This window comes from Flexilinea flocculi, assembly GCF_001192795.1.
Lineage (GTDB): Bacteria > Chloroflexota > Anaerolineae > Anaerolineales > Anaerolineaceae > Flexilinea > Flexilinea flocculi.
Genome location: NZ_DF968181.1, coordinates 382085 through 405894, shown reverse-complemented (window position 1 = coordinate 405894; position 23810 = coordinate 382085). Strand labels below are relative to the sequence as shown.

Below are 23810 nucleotides of genomic sequence, written 5' to 3'. Positions count from 1 at the left end.
ATAAAAAAAATTTCATATTGTTCTACAGCTCGATATGAACCACAGCTTTATTTTCAATAAATGTTGAAGAGACCTTTCTGGCAGAAGCCCGAATGATTTTCACACCAAATTCATCAATATTCGAACTTAATAAAATATCTTCTGACGCATTTTCATCGGCAATAAAGATTTCCATTTTCTCACCGGCAGATGTTGACCGTAATTTAAAATTGATTTCCTTTTGTGATCCCCGGTTCTTAATGAGTGGAAAAATCAATTCCTCATAGATCAGATTGATCGTATTCAGTTGCTTTGAGGTAAAACCATATTGGGAACAATAACTGCGTACTTCTGACATGAAAGAATAAATATCCGCATTGTATTCGTTAATATTTTTCTCAAACACATGCAGTTTATGAATAAATGCCTGTGTTTTTTCCCGACATGGGGATAAGAAGATCTGATCCGGAGTGCCCGTCTCATAAATTCCCATTTCATCCATATATACAACCTTATTGGATACTTTCCGTGCAAATTCCATTTCATGCGTCACAATGACGCACGTCATTTTTTCACGAATCAGTCTTTGGATGACACCTAAAACCTCATCAACCATCGTCGGATCGAGTGCAGATGTGGGTTCATCAAACAAGATCACGTCCGGGTGCATTGCGAGACAGCGAGCTATAGCAATCCTTTGTTTTTGTCCTCCTGAAAGTTGATTGGGCATATGAAAACTGCGATTTTGCAGCCCAACCAGCTTTAGGTATTCTAATGCTTCCTGAGCAGCCTTTTGTTTAGGTATATGATTAACGACCATGGGAGCCATCATAACGTTTTCAAGCACATTCAGATGGCTGAACAGATTGAAAGATTGATAGACCATACCCATTCTGCTGCGAATTTTTTCTAGTGAAGCTTTTGAATTTGTCAGATTCATTCCATCAAACCATACTTCGCCTTCCGTTGGCCGTTCCAATCCATTAATACATCGAAGCAGCGTACTCTTTCCGCACCCCGAGGGTCCAATTATGGCAACCGCATCTCCTCGATCGATTTCAAGATTCACATTTTGAAAAATGATCAGGTTTTGATAACGTTTGGAGAGATTCCGAATACTGATCATCGCGCCTCCTCAACTGTAAAATGTTTCTCTTTTTCAAAAAAAGAGAGCAAAAAGGAAGCCGTCCATCCGATCAAGAAATAGCTGACTGTAATAATGAACAATGAAATCAATGGATCTAAGGTACGACTTGCAATAATACTACTGGCACGCGTTAAATCCTGAATCGCGAGAAAACCAACAATCGAGGTCTCTTGCAACGTTGCAATAAATTGGTTTTTATAAAGCGGAAGCGCTGCCTTAACCGCTTGTGGAAAAATCACATGCATAAATGTCTGCATCCGGGATAATCCCAGGGAACGCGCTGCTTCTCCTTCACCGGGATTAACGGTGATGATGGCTGTGTAGAATAAATCGCTCATGGATGAAGAAGCTTTTAGAGAAAAAACGATTACAGCGACTACAACAGCGCTCATCGGTACATCTGCAAAAATCACATAACTAAAAACCATCAGCAGGACCAGGCAAGGGATTCGGATAAAAAATTGAGTCATGCCGGACAGAAATTTTTTTAATGCTCGTTTTCCACGAATTTTGCCATAACAAATAACCACAGCGGCAGTTGTTCCTAATAAAAAAGCCAAAACTGTAATCAGGAGTGTCATTCCAAGTCCTTCCAACAGAAATTGGTATCGATTTTCAAAAATCAAACTTGTATAAATCATTTTTTGTAAATAGGAAATAAATTCAGACATCATTCAATTCCTTTTCTAAAAAAAATCTGATCAGGACTCTAAAAAGCACAAATCCAATTAGTTTTCCGGAACAATCAGGACAATCGGCATCTCGGTATAGGTACGGCTGACTAGATAATCATTAGAAAGCTGTGCATATTTCTGATAAATTTCCGACAATGCTGTAATCATAATGTCAGCCTTTCCGGATTTAAGATTCATGATTTGTCCATCATAAGTGCTGGGAATAAATTCTGTCCGAAAACCATATTGATCTGCAAACAACCGAATCATATCCACATCACAGCCTTCAATCTCATGAGTAAGAAGGTCATAACCTGAATAAGGAGGCGATAATGGATCCACAGCAATTTTAATAACAGGCGCATCCTGTTGATGCGGAAAGACATACGATTCATAATTACCATCTTTCATCTGCATGATCTTTTTATAAATTTCTCGATACGCTTGCGACTTTTGGAAATCTGATGCAAATTGGTTAAACAGGTTCAGTAAATCCTTTCGGTTGCGATTCACAAAGATCACGAAATGATCATAGCCAATAGGTGTTTCAAAATAACGGAATCCGGGTTGAATACTGCAATAATAATTTGCAAAGAAGAGATCCATTGCCAATGCATCAATTTTTTTGTATTTCAAAGCAAGAATCGCATCAGCCATTTTATCGTATCGAAAAATATTGAGATCATCTCTTTTATCAAGCACATAATCGGAACTCCAGGCTAAAACGACACCAATTCTTTTCCCATTGAGATGGTGAATATCCAAAGATGACCCATGGTTATTTTGTCGGCACGAAGACAATGCCAGGAAACAAATAAGGATCACGATTGTCTTCGCAAATTTTCGATACATAATTAATTCCTTCGAAACATTTCGATTCATTATCATAGTCTTCGCATGCAAATCATCAAGAGCACATTCATCCAGAAATTCGAAATTTGGAAAAACCCTTTGAGAAAAGAGAGAAAATTTATTGACGTGTTGTTTTTTACGCTTCTCGTAAAAACAACACATCAATAAATAATTCTTTCAATATTTCGAATTGCTGACATGGAAAGAATTGTTAAGAGATAAATATTCTGAATAATTTAGCATATTATAACCGCGGGCAAAGAAAATTTCACCGGTTCCATTTCAGCAATTCGAAATTTGGAAAAGCCTTTAAGAAAAAAGGGAGATCTTGTTGTTGTGTTGTTGTTGCGCAAAGCGCAACAACAACACAACAACACTTATTCTTTTCTCTATTAAGAAATAAAAATTTATTTCCTGTTTTTTAAATCATTTATTCATTAAGCAGTAATTCGAAATATAGACTTGCTATTCGAATCAATCGGGAAAAACTTGTTGCTGTGATGTTTTTCGCGAAGCGCAAAAGCTATCACAACAACAAAGAATCCTCCCTATATTTTGAATTGCTGTTCATTAAGTCATGTGCGTACACAAATCGACAATTATCGTCTATAATTATATATAGTTGAATCCGTTCAAAAAAAAATTATTTCATTAGCATATTGAAAAATTTTTTATCTATATCTGTTTCCATCCTGTGCCATAACGGCCGAGTGGATCATTAGAACTTTTAAAACAGCAGAATAATGAAAGTTGATGCTGTCTATAGTTGCAGTAGCAATATCGAAAGGCTTGATCCGTTATTATCTGAAGTAAATTTTTTTCTCCTTGTCCAATTCAATATCCAAAAATCATTCCTGAATCATATAAGGTTTATGCAAAATAACACAATGAATTTCAAGAATCAATCTCGCTTTTTTCAATCTCCATTGAATGTGTTGGTTATCGATGATGATCCGTCAGATGCTGAGAATATGATCCAAATTCTCAGGGAACAAGGGATTGAGGTCCATTGGGTACGAGTAGAAGACGAAACAGGTTATGTGCAAGCTTTGGAATCCCCGAAGGACATCATTCTATCAAAATGGGTATTACCGCGTTTTAATGGAGCAACTGCTCTGCATCTCTTACGCAGCTACCAATCCGAAATTCCGATCATTTTTATCGTTGCAGATGATATCGATTTTCAAAAATCGCCAGAAGTGCTTCAGGATGGCGCTGTTGATTTTCTATTAAAGGATTGTCTGCGATTTCTTGGCCAGACCGTAATAAAATCATTGATTCTTTCCCAAATGAAACTGGAAAACGAGAAAACAGCCGAGGAATTGGCAATCTCCGAAGCAGAATTGCGCGCTCTGTTTTTATCCATGCGGGATGTCATTTTAGTGTTAAGCAGAGACGGTATCTATCTGCAGATTCCGCAGACAAATCCCGATTTATTATTTCGGCCGGCCGATGAACTTTTAGGCTGTCATCTGAGCGACGTTTTTCCGAGAGATCAAGCAGAAGAATACCTTCAAAAAATTCAAAATGCATTGGATTCACAGCAAACGCAATATATCGAATACGCTTTGTTAATCGGTAATAAAAAAATCTGGTTCGAAGCGTCAATTTCACCAATTTCAAATGAAAAAGCGATCTGGGTTGCAAGGGACGTTAGCTATCGAAAACTGACTGAAAACCAATTACAGCTTCAATCAGCAGCAATTTCATCTGCAGCCAATGCCATTCTGATCACAGATCAGAACGGTTCAATTGAATGGGTTAATGCGGCATTTACAAAATTAACCGGATATACGTTTGATGAAGCATATGGTAAGAAACCCGGTGATTTGGTGAAATCGGGTGTTCAGGACTCGCACTTCTATCAGAAAATGTGGGAGGATATTCTTTCCGGAAAGAGTTGGCAGGGTGAAGTTATTAATCGCAGGAAAGATGGTCAGCTTTATTCTGAAAAACTGACCATCACTCCGGTGATCCATGAAAATGGTGAAATCCGGCAATTTGTCGCAATCAAAGAAGATGTCACAGAACAACGGCAAAATGAAAACATTATGCAATCGCGGTTGCGTTTGCATGATTTTTCCATCAACCACAGTCTTCAGGAACTGCTTCAGGAAACATTGGATGAAATCGAAAAATTAACAGGAAGCCAGGTTGGTTTTTTCCATTTTCTTTCAGATAATCAGGAAAACATATCACTGAGAGCCTGGTCAAAACGTACGATCGAACAATATTGCCATGTTCAGAATTATCAACCTCGTTACAAAATCAGTCAGGCAGGTGTTTGGGTCGATTGTGTTTGGGAACGAAAACCAGTTATCCATAATCATTTTTCCGATCTGCCCCATAAAAAGGGCATGCCGGAAGGTCATGTAAATATCGAGCGCGAATTAGTTGTGCCAGTTATAAGGAATAATAAAATCGTTGCGATTATCGGCGTTGGCAATAAACCGGTTGATTATTCAGAGCGTGATGTTCAAATTGTCTCACGTCTCGCAGATTTGGCCTGGGACATCACTGAGATCAAAGCCTCCACGGAATCTCTAAAAGTTCACTTAAAACGTCAGGAACAGATCGCAGCATTAGGGCGAGAGCTTGCAAATTATCGGGAATTATCTCGAATCTGTAGTATCGCCGAGAATTTCTTTGTGAATATACTTGGCTGCAGGACTTTTTCAGTGGCATTAATTGATAAAGAGAATCAGAAACTGGAAATCATCCACACATCTGATCAACAAATTTTACTGAATCCGGAATTTTCCGCATCGACCGAATTTCATCAATCATCACCTGAATATCAACTGGCAATTGGTATGAGAAGTCCTATTGTTTTGGCCAGTCCGGAACAGATTCATAACGGAGTCTATTTTTTCAAAAATCCTGAAATTCATAATATTAAAATCATTTGCCAGCTGCCTTTGGTCATTGATGATCAACCGATCGGTATTATTGAACTGCAATGTCATCAGGAACGTGATTTTCAGTCTGAAGACATAGAATGGCTAAGTGTGGTTGCAAACCAGGTTGGCCTCAGTATTCAAAATGGGAAACTCTTTTCCGAAACGCAACAGAGGATTTTTGAATTGACGACACTGGCAACAATTGACACAGCCGTTATTGAACATATGGAAGCTCAAAACACGTACAGCATGATCATTAATCAGGTCGTTACTGGTTTAAAAGTGGATGCCGCAGTTCTCTTCCTGTACCGTTCGGAAGAAGAAATTCTGGAATGTGCCTGTCAAACGGGTTATTATGACGAATCGCACTTACCAAGAAGAATTCTCCTCGGAGAAAGCCTGGCGGGGAATACAGCCCTCAATCGTCAAATATTACACGTCAACTTTGATGAACCCGGCATTAACGAATTTCTATTAGACACAATGAATGAGGAAGGATTTCGAGAGTACTTCGGAATACCGCTGATAGCGGATTCGCAGTTAATTGGTGTTTTGGAATTATTACACCGCAGTCCACTACAGCCGGATACCAACTGGGTCCGATTTTTGAAAATTATCGCCAATCAAACTGCTATTGCAGTAAAAACTTACCAGCTTTACAACAGTGTTCAGCAAGCCAATCAGGAGTTGCTGAAGGCTTATGATTTGACAATTGAAGGCTGGTCAAAAGCAATGGACATGCGCGATGAAGAGACAGAGAACCATACGAAACGAGTAACCAATCTGGCAATTCACCTGGCAAATCGGCTTGGTTTTAAAAACGAACAACTGCTTTTCATTCAAAGAGGAGCCATGTTACATGACATCGGAAAACTTGGCGTTCCGGACAGAATTTTATCGAAACCGGGGCACCTTACGGAGGATGAATGGAGAATCATGCAGAGGCATCCACAATTTGCCTTTAATATGCTGGTACCCATTGAATACCTTCATACCTGCCTTGACATTCCTTACTGCCATCATGAAAAATGGGATGGCACCGGATATCCGCGTAAATTGAAAGGGGATCAGATCCCGCTGGCAGCCCGTCTGTTTGCGATCGTCGATGTCTATGATGCGTTAACCTCAGACCGACCTTATCGGAAAGCCTGGACACCTGAAAAAGCAAAAGAGTATATCCGAGAACAATCCGGGAAACATTTCGATCCGAATATTGTCGAGGTTTTTTTGGAATTATTGGAGGAATACTAACAGCAACTCGAAAAATGAGTAAAATCAAATCTTGTTATATACATGTATTTATGCTTTACATCAATACATGCATATAATAAGATCTCTTTTTTTGATTTGAAAAAACAATCTAAATATCAGAGTATTGGAATACGAATTATGTGGATTTTATTTGCTTTTGGATCAGCCCTGTTTGCAGGGATTACTGCAATTCTTGCAAAAATTGGAATCAGAAACACGGATTCAAATGTCGCAACAGCCATTCGCACCGTTGTCGTTTTACTTTTTTCATGGCTGATGGTTTTCCTGGTCGGTTCACACACCACAATACAAGACATTAATGGAAAAACCTATCTTTTCCTGGGTTTGTCCGGATTGGCAACCGGGGCTTCCTGGCTATGCTATTTTCGCGCTCTGCAGCTCGGAGATGTCAATAAAGTCACACCCGTTGATAAGTCCAGTATCATTCTGACAATGCTCCTGGCATTTGTTATCCTGGGAGAAAAAATCACGCTTATTAAATTGATCGGAATGATCGTCATTGGAATTGGAACCTACTTGATGATTACCAAAAAACAAAGCGAAGTAAAAGCCACAGATAAACGATGGCTGATTTATGCAGCACTCTCAGCGGTGTTTGCCAGTTTGACCTCCATCTTAGGGAAAATTGGTATCCAGGGAGTTGAATCCAATTTAGGAACAGCTTTGCGAACCATTGTCGTTGTGATTATGGCCTGGTTAATCGTTTTCATCACAGGAAAGCAGCATACCATTAAAACCATTGAAAAAAGAGGATGGATCTTTCTTTGTCTTTCCGGTATTGCGACCGGAGCATCCTGGCTATGTTATTATCGTGCACTTAAAGATGGACAGGCAAGTATCGTTGTGCCCATTGACAAGCTGAGTATTCTTTTAACAGTAATTTTTGCGTATATCTTCCTGAAAGAAAAATTAAATCGAAAAAGCACCATTGGTTTATTTTTGATCGTTGCAGGAACGCTTTCTCTTTTATTAACGATTTAATTTTTGAGAATCCCACTGCACAAAAAAGCGTATCGATAAAAGATAGAAAGAAATAAGGCAATTCGAAATATGATTGACTTTTCGAAATAATCAAGAAAATTTTTCTTTCTTATGATTTTGCGCTTCTCTCAGAATCATAAGAACAACAATGAATTTTTTTAATTTTCGAATTACTGCAAAAATAGAGGCAGACATGATTGAAATTCCGGAAGCAGTAACCCTATCGAAACAAATTGAAGCAACTGTCCTTCAAAAGACAATCACCAACGTGATTGTCAATACATCTCCGCACAAATTTGCTTTTTTCTTTGACGATCCAGCCAGATACCCGGATCGGCTTTTCCATAAAAAATTTTTAAAAGCGGAAGCGATTGCCGGATTTGTTCAGATTTCCTGTGATAATTTACGTTTGCTTTTCAATGACGGCGTGAATATACGTTACCTTGCAGAAGGGAATCCAGTTCCGCAAAAGCACCAATTGCATATCCAATTAGAGGATCATTCGAGCATTGTCTGTACCGTTCAGATGTACGGCGGATTATGGCTCTTTCAAGATGGAGAAAACGAGAGTCCTTATTACATTACGGCGATGGAAAAACCTTCACCGCTCTCGGATGCTTTTAATTTTATATATTTTCAGAAAATTCTTCACAACACAAAACAAACATTAAGCGCCAAAGCGTTTCTGGCAACAGAACAACGGATTCCGGGACTTGGTAATGGTTGTCTTCAGGATATTCTCTTCAATGCGCAAGTCAATCCGCGAACAAAAATAGAAAACCTGTCTGCTGCTGACATCGAACGTCTATACACCTCATTAAAAACCACGCTAAGAGAAATGACTGAGCTGGGTGGAAGAAACACTGAGAAGGATTTGTTTGGGCAATCAGGCAGATATCAGACACGCTTGTCCAGCTTGACCTTTCAGAATCCGTGTCCAAATTGCGGCAATCAGATTATTAAGCAAGCATATTTAGGCGGATCGGTTTATTTTTGTCCAACCTGCCAACCGGAAGTCTGAACATTTAAAAACATATCAGCACTCTCACAAGACTGTTGGAAAATTTGAAAAAATAAAATCGAGGCTGTTCCCTATATTTCATAGAAGTCCACATGTTACAAACGAATAGTCCGCCGCATAAAAAAAACGGCGGACTATTCGTTGTTTTCTCGAAATCCGAAATGGATGATTATTTAAAGATCAAATAGGGATAATCCTGACACACTGCTGACATTATCGCCATAATCGCAGAAGGTACTGAAGGATCACCTGCAACCATATCACGCTCAGTTCCATCCAGACGCAATTTGAACCGGGTTCCGGCAGGATCCAGCACGATAAAACCTTCATTGGTGCTGTTCTTCATATCCGCGTCATTCGCAAAAAGCGTGAACTTGTCTTTATAGGGAGCGCTGTCATATGGACAAAAAGTTCCGCAATTGCCGCACTCGTTGCACATTGAATCGATATGAACAATTTGAGCCATTTCCATTCCCGGAACAACAACAGAAATGTTCGCCCGATTCGGACAAACATCCACACAACGTTCACAAACGGTAGAACAGGACAGACAACGATCACTTTCCGGATGATCAGGTTTTGATTCTGTAATGACGCCTTTTTTCTGGAAAACCAATGCTTTTGTATTTTTCTGTGCACAATTTGAAGACGCCTTGTATCCGATGATCGCTTCGGCCGCCTTCATACTATCCCGAATGCCTTCCACAATCGTTGCAGGCCCATACAGTCCATCTCCCACAACATAAACATCGGACAAATTCGTTTCCAGTGTATCGGAATTTACCAACGGCTTCCCTTTTTGATCGACAGCAATACCATTCATCGTGTAAAATTCTGTCGGAACTTGCTCTCCAATAGCCGCAATGACAGAATCTGCAGGAATAGTAACCGTCTCAGTAGTTTCTATAACGCTCCTGCGCCCTGAGGCATCCAGCTCGCCTAAGGTCATTTTACGGCAAATTAATGCTCCTTGTTCCCATTTTGAAGGCGCCAGCAATTCCTTAAATTGGACACCATCTTCAACCGCCATCAACAATTCCTCTTCATCCGCGGGCATGTAGCGTTTGGTTCTCCGATAGACCAGATACACATTTTCGACTCCATGCGTTCTCTTTGCAGCCCGTGCGGTATCCATTGCCGTATTACCACCACCAATCACGACGACATTTTTACCCAAAGAAATTTTTCCCTGTGTTTGATTAAATTCTTCCATAAAAGTCAATGCATTCAGCGGTTCGCAGCCTTCAATTTTCAATAATCCCGGTTTGTAAGCCCCGACAGCGATGATAACCGCGTCAAATCCCTGTTTTTTCAAATCATCAATCGACCGGATTTCTGTATCGGTTTGAATTTTTACACCCAGTTTTTCAATGAACGCTACATCTTTTTCAACCACATGATAGTCAATACGGAAATCGGGTACTGTCCAAGTCACTATTCCGCCCAGTGTTTTTCGCTTTTCAAATATTGTAACGTTGACGCCTGCCCTTGCGAGATAGAAAGCTGCAGCTATACCGGCAGGACCACCGCCGACAATGGCAGCTTTTTTGTTGATTTTCCCAACTGGAGTCAATGCTTCTAAAACTTGTTGATAAGCTTTTTGTGCACATTCCAGCTTGACGTTTCGAATATGTACCGGAGATTCATAGAAATTTCGCGTACACATAGTCATACAGTTATGAGCACATACAGTGCCCGTAATAAAAGGCAGCGGATTTTTGTCCAGGATAACTTTCAACGCACCAGTATAGTCCTTTTCACTGGCCAGCTTCATATAAGTGGCAACATCCTGATGAATTGGACATCCCTGTTCACAGGGAGCGAAAAAACAGTCAACCAATGGAACTTGCGTCTTTGTTTTTCTGACAGGAGGGATCTTAATAGATTTTGTGTAATGCGGATCCGAAACAGACGCTTTTGCAATCTTCGTGATCGCCTCGACATCAATTCCCTGAAACGGCTGATATCCCTGATCTCTCAGAAGTTCAGCCAATTGTTTTAATCGCTGATATCCACCTGGCTTGAGCAAAGTTGTAGCCATCGTAACCGGCCATACACCCGCTTTGACGATTTTCGCAAGATTGAAAAAGTCGGCACCACCGGAATAAGATATCCGAAGTTTGCCATCCAAATCCTGAGAGAGTTTCGCTGCCAAAGAAATTGAAAGCGGGAATAGGGCTTTCCCGGACATATACATTTCATTACCCGGAAGTTCATTTTGCTTAATTTCTACAGGGAATGTATTCGTGATCTTAACACCGAATGATAGTCCTTGGCTGTCTGCCAAAGCCATCAGCCGCTTAAACATCGGGATGGCATCTTTGTATTGTAGATCATCGTTAAAATGGAATTCACCGAATACCAGATAATCGTATCCCATTGAATCCAATGTATTCCTGGCAAATTCATATCCCAGTAATGTCGGATTGCATTTCACAAAAGTGTTTAAATGTTTTTCAAGAATTAAATAATTCGCAATGCTTTCAATCTCCTGCGGAGGGCAGCCATGCAGTGTGGAAATAGTTGCAGAATTACAGATCGCTGAAGGAATAGCATCGATATCTTTTTCGGTTACCCGTGAGAATTTTTCCAGATTGTTTTTTGCATACGCAATTGCGTTTTTAAAACTGTCAGTGTCCTTGGCTTCCATCATGGAGTCGATGAACGTATTGATTTTTTCGGTTTTTATACCTGCCAAATCATATCCGACACTCATATTAAATTGAAAACCGTCCTGAGCCCCAAGCTGGAATTCCTTCGCGATTAGGTGAAGTATCACCCACGCTTTTATATATTCATCTTGAGCCTGAGGAACATATAATTCTGTAGACCATTCGACATTATAGCCTTCGTCATCGGCTTTAATACAAGGTTTCGACACCGGTAAATCATCGCCGTCTAATTTTTGTACTGTTTTAACCTCAAAGAAACGACCACCGGCAAAATAGGATGCAATGATATTTTGCGCTAATTGTGTATGAGGACCGGCAGCAGGTCCAATGGGTGTTTCCAATTTTCTGCCGAAAATTTCCAAGGGAGTTTCGCTGCCTGTCGTATACGGAGTATGAACACCAAAAACAGTTTCCTTTGTTCGAAATTCATCCAATACCCAGTTAAGTAACTGTGGAAAGGGTATGCAAGTCATTCGATCACTCATTGTATCTTCTCCTTTTTTTCTTTTTCAAGAATTCAGAACAGGGTTGGAGCAAATGCTCTCACCTGCGATTTGGAACTTACGAAATGATTTGTGTATGCGATATTAAAAAGGTATTTCACATTTTTCCGGACAACATCAAGAATTGAATTTATGAAAGATTATCAAACTCAGTTTATCATTACAAGATCGAAAATGCAATGTTTTTGGCTATTGTCTTACAATTAAAACACCTGCTTATAATTCCCAAAATCCTGATCCTCAACCAACAGTAAATCGAAATATCGATATGAAATTTATAATTTGATATATAGAAAGCTCAACACTGAAAAATATGAAAAGAATTTATTTATTGTCCTTTTGATTTTGCGCAAAGCGCAAAATCATTTCAACATCAACTTTTTCCCGATTGATTCGAATAGCAAGTCTATAAACCGAATTACTGGTTTAGAATTAAGCCTGAATAAATTACAGAATGAGGAGTATGGATGAATACGGTACTATTCGACCTGGACGGGACATTGCTCCCGATTGAAAATAAGGTCTTTTTCCATGAATACATGTCGAAGATCGCAAAAAAATTTGCACAATTGGGTTATGAACCTGATCGTTTTACCAAAGCGCTGCTTGCCGGAACGGACGCTATGATTTCAAATGACGGGCAAATGAAAAATGAAGAACGCTTCTGGCAAGTGTTCAGCACTTTATTAGATAACAAAATTCGTGATTATGAATCAGAATTCAACGCTTTCTATCAAAACGAATTTAATGAGATCCGCAAAGCAGCAAAACCGAATCCATTTGCACAAAAATGTATTCAAATTCTGAAAAAAAAGGGATATTCCATCGTAGCAGCAACAAATCCAGTTTTTCCATCCATTGCGACAAAACAAAGAATCAATTGGGCTGAACTGAATGCGGATGACTTTACGCTCATTACAACCTATGAAAACTCAAATTTTTGCAAACCGAATTTATACTATTATCGGATGATTCTCAGCCAATTAGGAAGAGACGCTTCAGATTGTCTGATGGTTGGCAATGATGTTGACGAAGATATGTGTGCAGCAGAAATCGGTATGCAGACCTATTTATTGTCAGACTTTGTCATCAATCCCTCTATGAAAGATATATCGAGAGTTCCTCAGGGAAGTTTTGATGACTTGTATCAATATTTTTTGACACTTCCAAAAGCAGAACCTGTCATTTAAAATAACTACAAAATATTTACAAAAATGAGAACCTGACAAAAGCGTTCCCACTTAGCCAACAGAAAGAAGAAGCATATGGATTACGCAAAAGAATCTTTAAGACTGCACAAGGAATGGAAGGGCAAGATTGAAGTTGTATCGAAAGTCCCTGTTAAAACCAAAGAGGATCTGTCTTTGGCATATACGCCGGGCGTCGCTCAGCCGTGCCTTGAAATTCAGAAGGATGTCAATCTAAGTTATGACTTAACCCGCCGTCATAATTTATGTCTGGTCGTCACAGATGGCACAGCAGTTCTGGGTTTGGGGGATATAGGCCCGGAAGCCGGTATGCCGGTTATGGAAGGCAAATGTGTTTTATTTAAATCGTTCGGTGATGTCGACGCATTTCCGCTCTGCATTAAAAGCAAAGATGTAGATGAGATCGTCAATACGATTTATCTGATTTCCGGCAGTTTCGGAGGAGTCAATCTGGAAGACATTTCAGCTCCGCGTTGTTTTGAAATCGAAAAGAAACTGAAAGAAAAATGTGACATTCCCATTTTTCATGATGACCAGCATGGAACCGCTGTCATCACACTGGCGGGTTTGATCAATGCGCTCAAAGTCGTCGGGAAAAAGAAAGAAGACGTCAACATCGTCGTCAGCGGCGCAGGCGCAGCAGCGATTTCCATAAGTCGGTTGCTGTTGGAATATGGTTTTCACAACCTGGTTTTATGTGATCGGAAAGGTATCATCTATGAGGGCAGGAAAGATGGCATGAATCCGATCAAAGAAGAAATGGCACTGGAGACCAATCGCGGCAAAAAAACCGGAAGTCTGGCGGATGCGCTGGTCGGTGCGGATATCTTTATTGGTGTATCAGCTCCCGGCGTTGTATCCACAGAGATGGTCAGAACCATGGCAAAAGACGCAATCATTTTTGCCTGCGCCAATCCGACACCGGAAATCTTCCCGGATGATGCAAAAGCTGGCGGTGCAAAAATCGTAGCAACAGGCCGCTCCGATTATCCCAATCAGATCAATAACGTTCTGGCATTCCCGGGAATTTTCCGCGGGACTTTTGATGTGCGCGCATCGGATATCAATGAAGAAATGAAATTTGCTGCTGCACACGCGCTGGCAGACTTGATCAGCGAAGAGGAACTGTCACCCGAATATATCATTCCGCGTGCGTTTGATCCACGAGTCGGTAAAGCCGTAGCAGCTGCAGTAGCCGAAGCTGCCAGAAGAACCGGTGTCGCCAGAATCTGAGGTTATCCATTCGGAATCATTTCCATCAGGCTGAGTAAGCAATCTCAATAAAAAGCTTACTCAGCCTGATAGATTAATAATACAAAAGCGGTGTCTATAATTATGTGATTTACAGTCACAGGCTTTGTGTTCCCTTATCATTCACTTCTTCCATAAGATTGTTGTGGCAAAATAAATCCATGATTTTTTCACCTTGCAATTCCAACCATGCTGAACCATTAATCTGCCATCCAAAGAATTCTCTGCGGGATGCCGCGATATTATTCTTGTTATTTCTGTCTGTGTTTTCATATTTTCTTCAGGATGGTTACTGGAATGCGAATTCCCGTTTCGGGTTGATCTTTTCAGTCGTTGAACAGGGTCACTTCTATATCGACAACTATTGCAACGAACCTGACACCTATACGGAAGACAGGTCCTATTACAACGGCCATTATTATTCGGATAAAGCTATCGGGCCGGCAATCCTGGGAATTATTCTTTATTATCCGTTATTCTGGATGCGCCAATTATTCGGTTTTCCCGATCCATTTACCGCCAAGGCGATTTTAACAATACTTCTTGTTGGTCTGCCATCGGCTTTTACAGGAAGTTTAATATATCTTTTCTGTCTGTACGTGTCGAAGAACCGTTTCCGGTCATTTCTAACGGCAGTTTCCATCGAACTCGGAACCATGATTTTTCCATATTCGATCGTTTTATTCAGCCATTCGTTTTCAGCAGCCCTTCTGTTCACATCTTTCTATTTGATTTTTTTCCTAAAAGAAAAACCTCAAAAAAAAGAAAAAGGATATTTCTTCCTGATCGGGTTACTTTCTGGATGGGCTTTGATCAGCGAATACCCAACTGCAATCATCATCGCTTTTTTGTGCCTGTATACCATTATCGTGATCAGGCAGCAAGAGCGATTCAGCCATTGGGAACCCATCGTCTTCCCGATGATAGGATTTTTGATTCCGCTTTTGCTGCAACTTTCTTATAACCGGTATTGTTTTGGAAGTTTTTTTTCAATGGGGTACGCTCATTTGGAAAATGAATTTTTTCAGACTTCCATGAGCCAGGGTCTGGCAGGGATTGGCTGGCCTGATTTTCAGGTTCTTTTCTATACAACTTTTCACCCGCTGATGGGTATTTTCTGGCAATCCCCCGTTTTGTTTGCCGCATTCAGTGGTATCCGGCATTTTTTTCGCACAAGACAATACCGTTTTGAAGCCACTCTGGCAGTCTCAATGATCATTTTTTACCTTGTCATCCTGTCAGGTTATTATATGTGGTGGGGCGGATACTCACTCGGGCCTCGACACCTGATCCCGGTCCTGCCGTTCTTCAGCCTGTTGATGATCTTTGTGCCTGAACGGTTTAAAGTCCCCTGGATTATCCTATGCATGATCTCATGCGGGCAGATGCTGGTTGCAGCAGCGAGCAATATGCTGGTTCCGGATGACATGGTCGCAAATATTGCATCCTCCGGTTTTTTTGCATATTCCAATATTTATAGCTATTGCCTTCAACAACTCCTGTCCGGGAAATTCAATCCAAATCTCGGCAAGCTATGGTTCAACCTGGACTCCTGGATGAGTCTGATTCCGCTGTTCATCATTATGGCAGGATGTCTGATTATTTTTTTCTGCGATGGGTGGAAAGTGACCTCTGAGTGCAAAGGGGAGAAATGCTGAAATCTGTCAATCGAAATGAATTTATCGCAACCATTTCTTATTGTGCTTTGCAATTTTCCGGTGCATTAGTATATGGATGTATTCCTCCCGTTGTTAATCGCCTTGCAGATCAAACCGGCGCATCCCTTTCGATGATCGCTGCAGCATTATCAATCCGCTATCTGATTTACGTGATCACTACACTATTTCTGGGAAAGCTTTTTGACAGATTCGCAGGCAATAAAATTTTGGCGCTCAATTGCCTTTTGCTGGTATTTTTTGCGTTTTTGTTTCCAAGAGTCGAGTTTTTTCCGTTTTTAGTAATTGCTCTGATTTTATCCGGATTTCTCAGCGCGATTATGGACATTGGATGCAATACCGGAATTCTATGGACTCTGAAAGATCGTGCCGGTCAGGCAATGAATCTAATGTTTGCCTGCTGCAGTCTCGGATTAATGATTGCACCAATACTGGTTGGATATTCGATCCGGAAATACGACCGTTTTTCCGAAATTGTTCTGATTTTTGGATTGATATCAATACCTTTTGGATTGATGATCGTCCGATTGAAAAATCCGACAAAAAACAATAGGATGTCCGTCGAATCGGTACCGGATGTCAATCCATCTTTGAAAAGAACAATCTTCAATCCGATTTTATTATCAGCAGCGATTTTTCTGTTTTTTGAAGTCGGCAGTGAATGCGGATTTTCAAATTGGGGACCTTCCCTGGTTTTTCGATCCGGAATATCGGATGAAGCTACTGCAGCGAGTATATCAACGGCATTTGGCGCCGGATCATTCTTTGGAAGATTGATCAATATTTACCTCATTCGAAAAATCAAAGCAGAAAAGATCCTTATCGGGGCTGTCATGTTAACATTCATCAGCAGCTTGTGCATTCCGATAATCCCGAATCTGATGATATTCCTGATTACAGCATTTCTGATCGGTTTCGGGACAGCGCCCGTTTATGCGACAATCTTAGTCTTTGTCGAAAACAAGTTACCGCTGACTGGATTGTCAACCGGATTTTTATTGGGGATGCTGGGCAGTGGAGCCATGGTGATCCCGCTGATTGCTGGCACTGCGTTTGATCGAGCCGGAATTGGCGCATATACGATCTTTTTATCCGGTTTTTTATTGCTTTCACTTTTCTTTCTATTACGAATGAAAAAAATTTAACGGGTTCAAACAAAGAGAATGATCTGTCGATTTACCAATGATCTCAGGAGAAAACCGATTCATGAACACTCAGACTTTATTACTGCAGATATCCAGCCTTCTTGAAGGTGAAACCGATCAAACCGCAGCGCTGGCCAATGCTTCCGCATTTATCATGGAAAATTTCCAGGATTTAAATTGGGTTGGATTCTACTTATTCAAAAATCAGGAGTTGGTACTTGGACCTTTTCAGGGGAGACCAGCATGCAGCCATATCCAGATTGGATCAGGCGTTTGCGGTAATGCGTTTTTGCGACAACAAACGATCAATGTGCCGGATGTCCATCAGTTTGAAGGCCATATCGCCTGTGACAATGCATCCAATTCGGAACTGGTGATCCCTCTGTATAACAAAAGCCATCGAATCATTGGTGTTCTGGATCTTGATAGTACACAATTTAATCGGTTTTCAGCAGAAGATGAGCGCACATTAGAAGAAATTGGGAAAATCATTACTGCCAATATTTTTTAATATATTCAAGGACAAATAACTGTTTCGGACAACTAAAAAGCCTACAAATCAGGTTTTCTGCAAAATAGAAACGACATGTACCCTGATAAATAGGCTATCAATGATTGAATCTCATGGCTGATCTGAACGTTTACTTTTCATTTCCTCCCTTCATGAGCTCAAACAACGCCTGTGCTTCATCAATGGTCTGCGTGCCATCAGGAAGAATAAAAAACGGAATTCCTATTTTATTGGTCAAACGGGCTTTATCAAAAACAGGATTTCCTTCCCGCAAATTGATAAAAGCTTTCAGATGGGCAATATCTGCAGTAATATCGCGGAAATCTACCATAATATCATTTTTCTCGAAAAGTTCCAGCATATTTCGGCTGTCAGGACATATCTTGCTGCCATACATGATCGTTCTCATTGTCTCATCTCCTTATTTTCTCTTGCAGCTTTTTCTGATTTGTATTTTTTATTATACAAAAGGATGGATTAATTTTAAATCAGAATATCCTTTTTTATGGAATAAATTCAGAGGAATTCTGATAAATCTGCAAACAAATGTGGTTTATAAGTATATTTCAAAATCTGGAAAAGGCTTTTTTTAAATATCGGATGACCGGGTAAAAAGAAAAAAAAAGCCTGTTTGTTTTCCGTCAAAACGGAATCCAAAAGCACTCACGCAAAACACGCATGAAGTGATAGCAATTCATGAATTGATTGATAAAGACAGCTTGAGGAATTCAAGCTGTTCAATGTATTTATTCTTTTTGTTGATCCTCGTAGGCGATGTCAACCATGCCTTCCAGAATAATTTCTAACGACATGGTATGGCTGCAGCGGCCTCTTGTTTGGAAAAAGCTGCAATCACAACTCCACTTCCCGCCATCATATGTGACAAGATGCGGACCGTTGGATCCCTCCACTGAAACTTGAAAGGATTTGAAAATAAAACGCTCCCTTTCCTTGGCATATTTTTTGGCTTTTTCCATTTTACTGATCATTGAATAATCCATTTCGTTGACACTCCCTTCAGATTTTTTCTGATTTTTTGACGTGTAAAATAACTATAAGCACTGCCAGGTTTTTCGTCAATTGTTATTTGTCTCGATTTTTAGATTACAGCCGACCTGAAAATCTTATCTGCTTAGTTCACGTAAGATCAAGGAATCTCATTCCATGCATCCCGAATTTTAGTCCAGGATATTTCCAAAGACTCGGGAATTACGCGCGTATTCGCCACGGCCGTCATGAAATTCACATCCGCATTCCATCTGGGCAGAATATGAAAATGCATATGCTGTGCAATGCCTGCGCCGGCAGCGGCGCCGATGTTAGCGCCTATATTGATCCCGTGCGGTTTATATACCTTGTTGAGAACGACCTCTGCTTTGATGATCAGATCCATCACCTCGCAGCGCGTTTCAGCATCCATCATTTCCGGTCTGCAGATGTGGCAATTAGGGATAATCATCATATGTCCGTTATTATACGGATAAAGATTTAGTATCACAAAGGCATTTTTCCCGCGATGAATGATATAGCGATCCCGATCTGCCTGGACCTTTTGCGCTTCGCAGAAAACGCATTCCTCAGATTTCGTCTTTTCATGATCCACGGTGCCGGTTATATAATCGCCTCTCCAGGGTGCCCACATCGTTTCCATATTTTCACCTGTTATTGTTCATTGATCAAGATTCCATCGATCCTGAAATCTGATCCAACGGCTGCGAATGTCTCACAGGATTAATCAGATTTTCGGAATAAGGTCAATGATCAATGAAAGAATTTGTTCTTATCATACCCTTTTTTTGTGGTTTGAAAAGAACCAAAAGAACTGTATTTCGAAATATGAAAAGAATTCATTATTGATCTTATAATTTGCACTAAGCGCAAACTATAAGATCAATAAATTGTTTTTTCGATTGAGGAGTAAAAAAAGTTCCCTCAGAGAGGGAACTCAATCGTTATTTACTTTCCAACAAATCTGCAGATGCAGCGGGGGTGTCTCCGCCAGCATCCAAGGTTTTCTTTTCTTTTTTCTTCTTCCAGGCATGCATGACCAGGGACATGGCGATCACACCATAGCAGATGAAGACGCGGAAATATTCACCGATCATCGCATCATTCATCAAGGTCTGACCTGCCAATGGGGACACAATAAACAAGGTATGGAATAACAGAACACCGACAATGGCTTGTTTGACAGTAGCTTTGTAAACCGAAGCTCCGCCTACCAGAAGCGCCGCGATGGAATACAGTGCGACGTTGGTATGAGCGCCGTACGTAGTGAAAACGCCCAGATTCTGGATGTATAACAATTGCCCATAGGAGGCAAGAACCGTGGAAATGATGATCGCGATCACACGTGTCCGGTCAACATCGATACCGGCAGAATTCGCAACGACACGATTCTGTCCGACAGCGCGCATGTTCTGTCCTAATCGTGTTTTTAAAAGCCACTCAATGAAAAGGCATAATCCGCCAATCAGGAGATACGTCACGACCGGGATTCGCAGGATTTCCGCGAATTTAATAAAAGATGGCAGAAATGACAAGCCGAAGAAAATGGTACTGACTGCCAAAAGCACCCAATACTTTGACGTAATAAGTTTCTTGCCTTTTACTTTCTGCAGAATTGCCATCACGATGCCATACAACACAACGGCTACGAATAAATATTTCAGACAATCCACCAGAGGAAGTTTGAGAATATTATCAACAGAATATTTCAAACCGGTAAACTTTTTGTTTGTCGCCAGATCGACAGAGTTCTTAACACCGATTCCAGTCGCCAGCATCAGCGTTTTATTGGCAATCGGAATAATGCCGCCTAATACAAACAGGAAGAAAAACTGATACAAACCATCCGAAAAATATCCGAGGATTAAACCGCCGATCATCTCAGCGCCTTTGATCTTGTTGAACAGTTTTCCTGCCAGCCAGCCAAATAGAATCGCAAGCGGAGTGCATAAAAGCACGCACAACAGAAAAGCCAGAGGAGCTGGACAGGTTGGAATCCCCGTCTGAAGCCAGTTTGTTACGAAGAAAACAGCGACTTGGGCAGCCATCGCCCCGACAACAATACTGAAGTTTAAACCCATTCCGGTAATTACCGGGATAATCAGCGCAATTACAAGAAACGTATCGCGGCCAAATCGGGCAAGCAATTCTAAAAACAAAAAGTTTAACGATTGTTTCGATACTAAGACGCCAGCAACGCTGAGTGCCAGGAACAAAATCGGAACTTTATAATCAAAAATAAAATTAATAATGCGTTTTCCTGTTGTGTTATTCATTTTTTCCCCCTTGTGATTTTGTGAGGGCATAAAGAATGATGCCATTCGATACAATAATTCGAATCACTTCCGACAGATTTCCTTCAGGCATCAACTGGTTCGCAACAGGCAAACCCAGTACTAATAAACCCTGGAACAGAAACGTTCCGATCAGAACATGAAAAATCTTCGAGCGTGTGACACTTGCCCCTCCGATCAAGACACCGGCGGCTGCCGCAAAACTCATCATCAAAGGTGCGTTATAAAGCTGGTAGAAGCCATAACTTTGCGCATAAACGATAATACCTACTGCAGAAAGCGCTGTGGATAATGTGGTTCCCAGAATCCTGGTTTTATTCTCATTGATACCGGCTGCCAGCGCGAATTTTCCGTTAATTCCGGCAGCGGACATCGCGATTCCAGGCTTTGATCGCAGAAACAGCCAGACAAGAAAACAGCATAACGCTAAAAAGAGATACAAGCCAGTCGGGAAAGTGATGACGCCGGATGGCGTATTGATATTGAATGCGAGAAAATCATTTAATATGTGTTTATAAAAAGAAGAAAGATCCACTGTGACGCGTAGTCCGCCACCAATGGCGAAAATCAGGGATGGACTATTAAACGGGATCAACAGCCAGAAGATGTTCATCAGTGCAATGACTGAAAAACCGACATAGGTTGAGACGGTCATCTCCGCGCCTTTAATCCGGTTCAACAACATGCCATATAAAATTCCAAGCGGAATCGAAAGCAAAACACCGAGCGCTATCGCAAAAGTAAATCCGGTAAACCCTGTCAGTCCTAATTGAATACTTGTCACACCGCCGAGAAGACCGGCAATAATTCCGATGGAAAGTCCAAAATTCAATCCAATACCGCATTGAATTGAAGGAATCATCGCCAGAACAAGGACGCCATTCATTCCAACCCGAACCAGGACATCTCCAAACATGGATGGAACATTCAAGCCGAGCAAACCCGCGCTGATCAATAAAGCGAAGAAAAACAGGATAATAATGATACGGGGCAAACCCAGACTTTGGTAAACTGATTTGAGTCGATCAGTCATTTGCAACCTCCTTTGTGTGTGTGCCAGACATCGCAAGACCAAAATCGACATCGCTGGCATCCGGAGGAAGGATCTGGACCAATTTGCCATCGGAAACGATGGCAATCCGATCGCAGATTGATCGCAATTCAACCAGTTCACTGGAAATCATCACAATGGTAACCCCTTTTTCCCGATTCAATTTTAACAATTCATTTAAAACCAGTTTTTTTGCACCAATATCGATGCCACGGGTCGGTTCTGAGACAAACAGTATACGCGGATTTAACGCCAACGCTTTTGCCAGACATACTTTTTGTTGATTTCCGCCGGATAAGCTTCCAACGTGCTGTTTTGAACCCGTACAACGGATATCCAGCGTTTTGATCATTCGCTGGGCAAAATCATGAATTTCGGTCTTATTGATCTGTGTCAGAAATCCAATTTTTTTCAGGTATTGGTTTTGCGTCTGCATTGCAGAAAAGACGATGTTTAACTCAATGGAATCCTCCAGCAGCAAACCAACGCCACGCCGATCTTCGGACACAAAGGCAGCTTGATTCTTTAATGCTTCACCCATGTTGTTCAGGTTCAGTTCTTTGCCAAACAGTTTCACCTGTCCTTCTGCAGGAAACAATCCCATAATTCCGTTGGGGATACCAATTTTCCCTTGGCCAGCTAATCCGCCGATACCGAAAATTTCTCCCTGCCGTACTTCGAGATTAATCCCTTTGACATATTCTCCGGGCATGTCGACATAAAAATTTTTCGTTTCAAGAGCCAGTTTATCAAAACGGATATCACGATCGGTCGTTTCCTTGCCTGCCATGCTTTCAATATGCCGCCCGATCATCATCTCAGCCAACTCTTCCACGGATGTTTCGTGATTCTTGCGTATTCCCACCAGTTCGCCATCGCGTAGGACAGTGATCGTATCTGCGACAGCCATCACTTCTTCCAAACGATGCGTTATGAAGATGATTGAAATTCCTTCGGAGGCAATTCTGCGCATCACATTCATTAACTGATTGGCTTCGGATTCAGTCAACACTGCGGTCGGTTCATCAAAAACCAGGACTTTAATTCCGGTTTTGTCAATTTCCCGTGCAATCTCAATAAATTGCTGATAACCAATCGGCAGACCGGCAACGCGTGCGTATTCATCAATTCCCATGCCAACATGATCCAGAGCGATTCTGGAATCTTGAGCCATTTTCACCATATTGATTTTTTCGAGATATTTTGTACGCAATAATCTGCTTGCAAATCCCGGATTGCAGATTTCGCGGCCTATTTTGATATTCTCGGTGATTGTGAAGCTGGGAATGAGCATGAATTCCTGGTGAACCATGCCAATACCATTTTCCATCGCTGCCAGCGGCGAAGCAATTTCAACCGGTTTTCCATCCAAACTGACAGAGCCATTAAATCCTCCCGTTGAATGAATTACCGGCATTCCGAATAAGATGTTCATCAGTGTCGATTTTCCTGCCCCATTTTCACCGACCAGGGCGTGAATTTCACCTTTTTTAACCAGCAGCGAAACATTTTTCAACACTTGATTGCCAAAATATTCTTTGGAAATTTTTTCCATTTTCAGGATATATTCAGGTTCCAAAGGATACCTCCAAAACAAAAGATAAAGAATTTTATTTTTATTTATTGAAGCGCTTTTTTTTACTGTCAAAAAAAAAGCTTCAATGA

General features: G+C 40.9%; 18 protein-coding genes. 8 read left to right on the top strand and 10 right to left on the bottom strand.

Going from position 1 to position 23810, the window contains the following annotated elements; translation table 11 throughout:
- Nucleotides 1-22 precede the first annotated feature (22 nt).
- Genes ATC1_RS06665 through ATC1_RS06655 form a run of 3 tightly spaced genes read right to left on the bottom strand, consistent with a single transcriptional unit; the run spans nt 23 to nt 2652 of the window.
- On the bottom strand, nt 23-1105 hold the full coding sequence (locus ATC1_RS06665; RefSeq protein WP_062279553.1) for an amino acid ABC transporter ATP-binding protein: 1083 nt from the start codon (nt 1103-1105) through the stop codon (nt 23-25).
- Complete coding sequence (locus ATC1_RS06660) at nt 1102-1800, bottom strand: amino acid ABC transporter permease (protein ID WP_082174696.1); 699 nt, start codon at nt 1798-1800, stop codon at nt 1102-1104. Before ATC1_RS06660 ends, ATC1_RS06665 begins: the two co-directional genes overlap by 4 nt.
- A 54-nt stretch (nt 1801-1854) precedes the next feature.
- The gene (locus ATC1_RS06655) at nt 1855-2652 is read right to left on the bottom strand and encodes a transporter substrate-binding domain-containing protein (RefSeq protein WP_172667729.1); all 798 of its coding nucleotides are present in this window, start codon (nt 2650-2652) and stop codon (nt 1855-1857) included.
- 872 nt (nt 2653-3524) lie between these two features.
- On the opposite strand from ATC1_RS06655, the gene ATC1_RS06650 reads away from it, so the two are divergent.
- The 3 genes from ATC1_RS06650 to ATC1_RS06640 all read left to right on the top strand — a co-directional run bounded on the left by ATC1_RS06650 (nt 3525) and on the right by ATC1_RS06640 (nt 8826).
- On the top strand, nt 3525-6803 hold the full coding sequence (locus ATC1_RS06650; protein ID WP_172667728.1) for a GAF domain-containing protein: 3279 nt from the start codon (nt 3525-3527) through the stop codon (nt 6801-6803).
- Nucleotides 6804-6941: 138 nt separating this feature from the next.
- On the top strand, nt 6942-7805 hold the full coding sequence (locus ATC1_RS15040) for an EamA family transporter (RefSeq protein ID WP_062279544.1): 864 nt from the start codon (nt 6942-6944) through the stop codon (nt 7803-7805).
- Nucleotides 7806-7998: 193 nt separating this feature from the next.
- Nucleotides 7999-8826: a formamidopyrimidine-DNA glycosylase gene (locus ATC1_RS06640; protein WP_062279542.1), complete on the top strand. Its 828-nt coding sequence runs from the start codon at nt 7999-8001 to the stop codon at nt 8824-8826.
- 169 nt (nt 8827-8995) lie between these two features.
- On the opposite strand, the gene ygfK is transcribed toward ATC1_RS06640, so the two are convergent.
- Complete coding sequence (gene ygfK / locus ATC1_RS06635) at nt 8996-11983, bottom strand: putative selenate reductase subunit YgfK (protein WP_062279540.1); 2988 nt, start codon at nt 11981-11983, stop codon at nt 8996-8998.
- Between the two features lie 485 nt (nt 11984-12468).
- Here ygfK and ATC1_RS06625 point away from each other — a divergent pair, with 485 nt between their 5' ends.
- The 5 genes from ATC1_RS06625 (at nt 12469) to ATC1_RS06605 (ending at nt 17792) form a co-directional block, all read left to right on the top strand.
- Nucleotides 12469-13191 carry an HAD family hydrolase gene (locus ATC1_RS06625; protein ID WP_062279536.1) on the top strand — a complete coding sequence of 241 codons (723 nt, stop codon included), beginning with the start codon at nt 12469-12471 and terminating at the stop codon, nt 13189-13191.
- A 75-nt stretch (nt 13192-13266) separates the two neighbouring features.
- Nucleotides 13267-14442, top strand: coding sequence for an NAD(P)-dependent malic enzyme (locus ATC1_RS06620; RefSeq protein ID WP_062279534.1), 1176 nt, complete (start codon nt 13267-13269; stop codon nt 14440-14442).
- A 179-nt stretch (nt 14443-14621) separates the two neighbouring features.
- A complete protein-coding gene (locus ATC1_RS06615) occupies nt 14622-16118 on the top strand; it encodes a hypothetical protein (protein WP_062279532.1) in 1497 nt (498 codons plus the stop codon).
- On the top strand, nt 16112-17281 hold the full coding sequence (locus ATC1_RS06610) for an MFS transporter (protein WP_062279530.1): 1170 nt from the start codon (nt 16112-16114) through the stop codon (nt 17279-17281). Before ATC1_RS06615 ends, ATC1_RS06610 begins: the two co-directional genes overlap by 7 nt.
- Before the next feature lie 61 nt (nt 17282-17342).
- Nucleotides 17343-17792: a GAF domain-containing protein gene (locus tag ATC1_RS06605; protein WP_062279528.1), complete on the top strand. Its 450-nt coding sequence runs from the start codon at nt 17343-17345 to the stop codon at nt 17790-17792.
- Nucleotides 17793-17922: 130 nt separating this feature from the next.
- Here the strand turns inward: ATC1_RS06605 and ATC1_RS06600 are convergent, their stop codons facing one another.
- From ATC1_RS06600 to ATC1_RS06570, 6 genes are all read right to left on the bottom strand, one after another.
- On the bottom strand, nt 17923-18201 hold the full coding sequence (locus ATC1_RS06600) for a hypothetical protein (RefSeq protein WP_062279526.1): 279 nt from the start codon (nt 18199-18201) through the stop codon (nt 17923-17925).
- A 337-nt stretch (nt 18202-18538) separates the two neighbouring features.
- Nucleotides 18539-18793, bottom strand: a complete 255-nt coding sequence (locus ATC1_RS06590) for an SWIM zinc finger family protein (protein ID WP_062279522.1) — start codon at nt 18791-18793, stop codon at nt 18539-18541.
- Between the two features lie 146 nt (nt 18794-18939).
- Nucleotides 18940-19443 carry an HIT domain-containing protein gene (locus ATC1_RS06585; RefSeq protein ID WP_062279520.1) on the bottom strand — a complete coding sequence of 168 codons (504 nt, stop codon included), beginning with the start codon at nt 19441-19443 and terminating at the stop codon, nt 18940-18942.
- A 301-nt stretch (nt 19444-19744) separates the two neighbouring features.
- Complete coding sequence (locus tag ATC1_RS06580; protein WP_062279518.1) at nt 19745-21076, bottom strand: ABC transporter permease subunit; 1332 nt, start codon at nt 21074-21076, stop codon at nt 19745-19747.
- Nucleotides 21069-22127: an ABC transporter permease subunit gene (locus tag ATC1_RS06575; RefSeq protein WP_062279516.1), complete on the bottom strand. Its 1059-nt coding sequence runs from the start codon at nt 22125-22127 to the stop codon at nt 21069-21071. The genes ATC1_RS06580 and ATC1_RS06575 overlap by 8 nt, the downstream gene beginning before the upstream one ends.
- Entirely contained in the window at nt 22120-23724 is a 1605-nt protein-coding gene (locus ATC1_RS06570) for a sugar ABC transporter ATP-binding protein (RefSeq protein ID WP_152024248.1), read from the bottom strand. The genes ATC1_RS06575 and ATC1_RS06570 overlap by 8 nt, the downstream gene beginning before the upstream one ends.
- Nucleotides 23725-23810 lie beyond the last annotated feature (86 nt).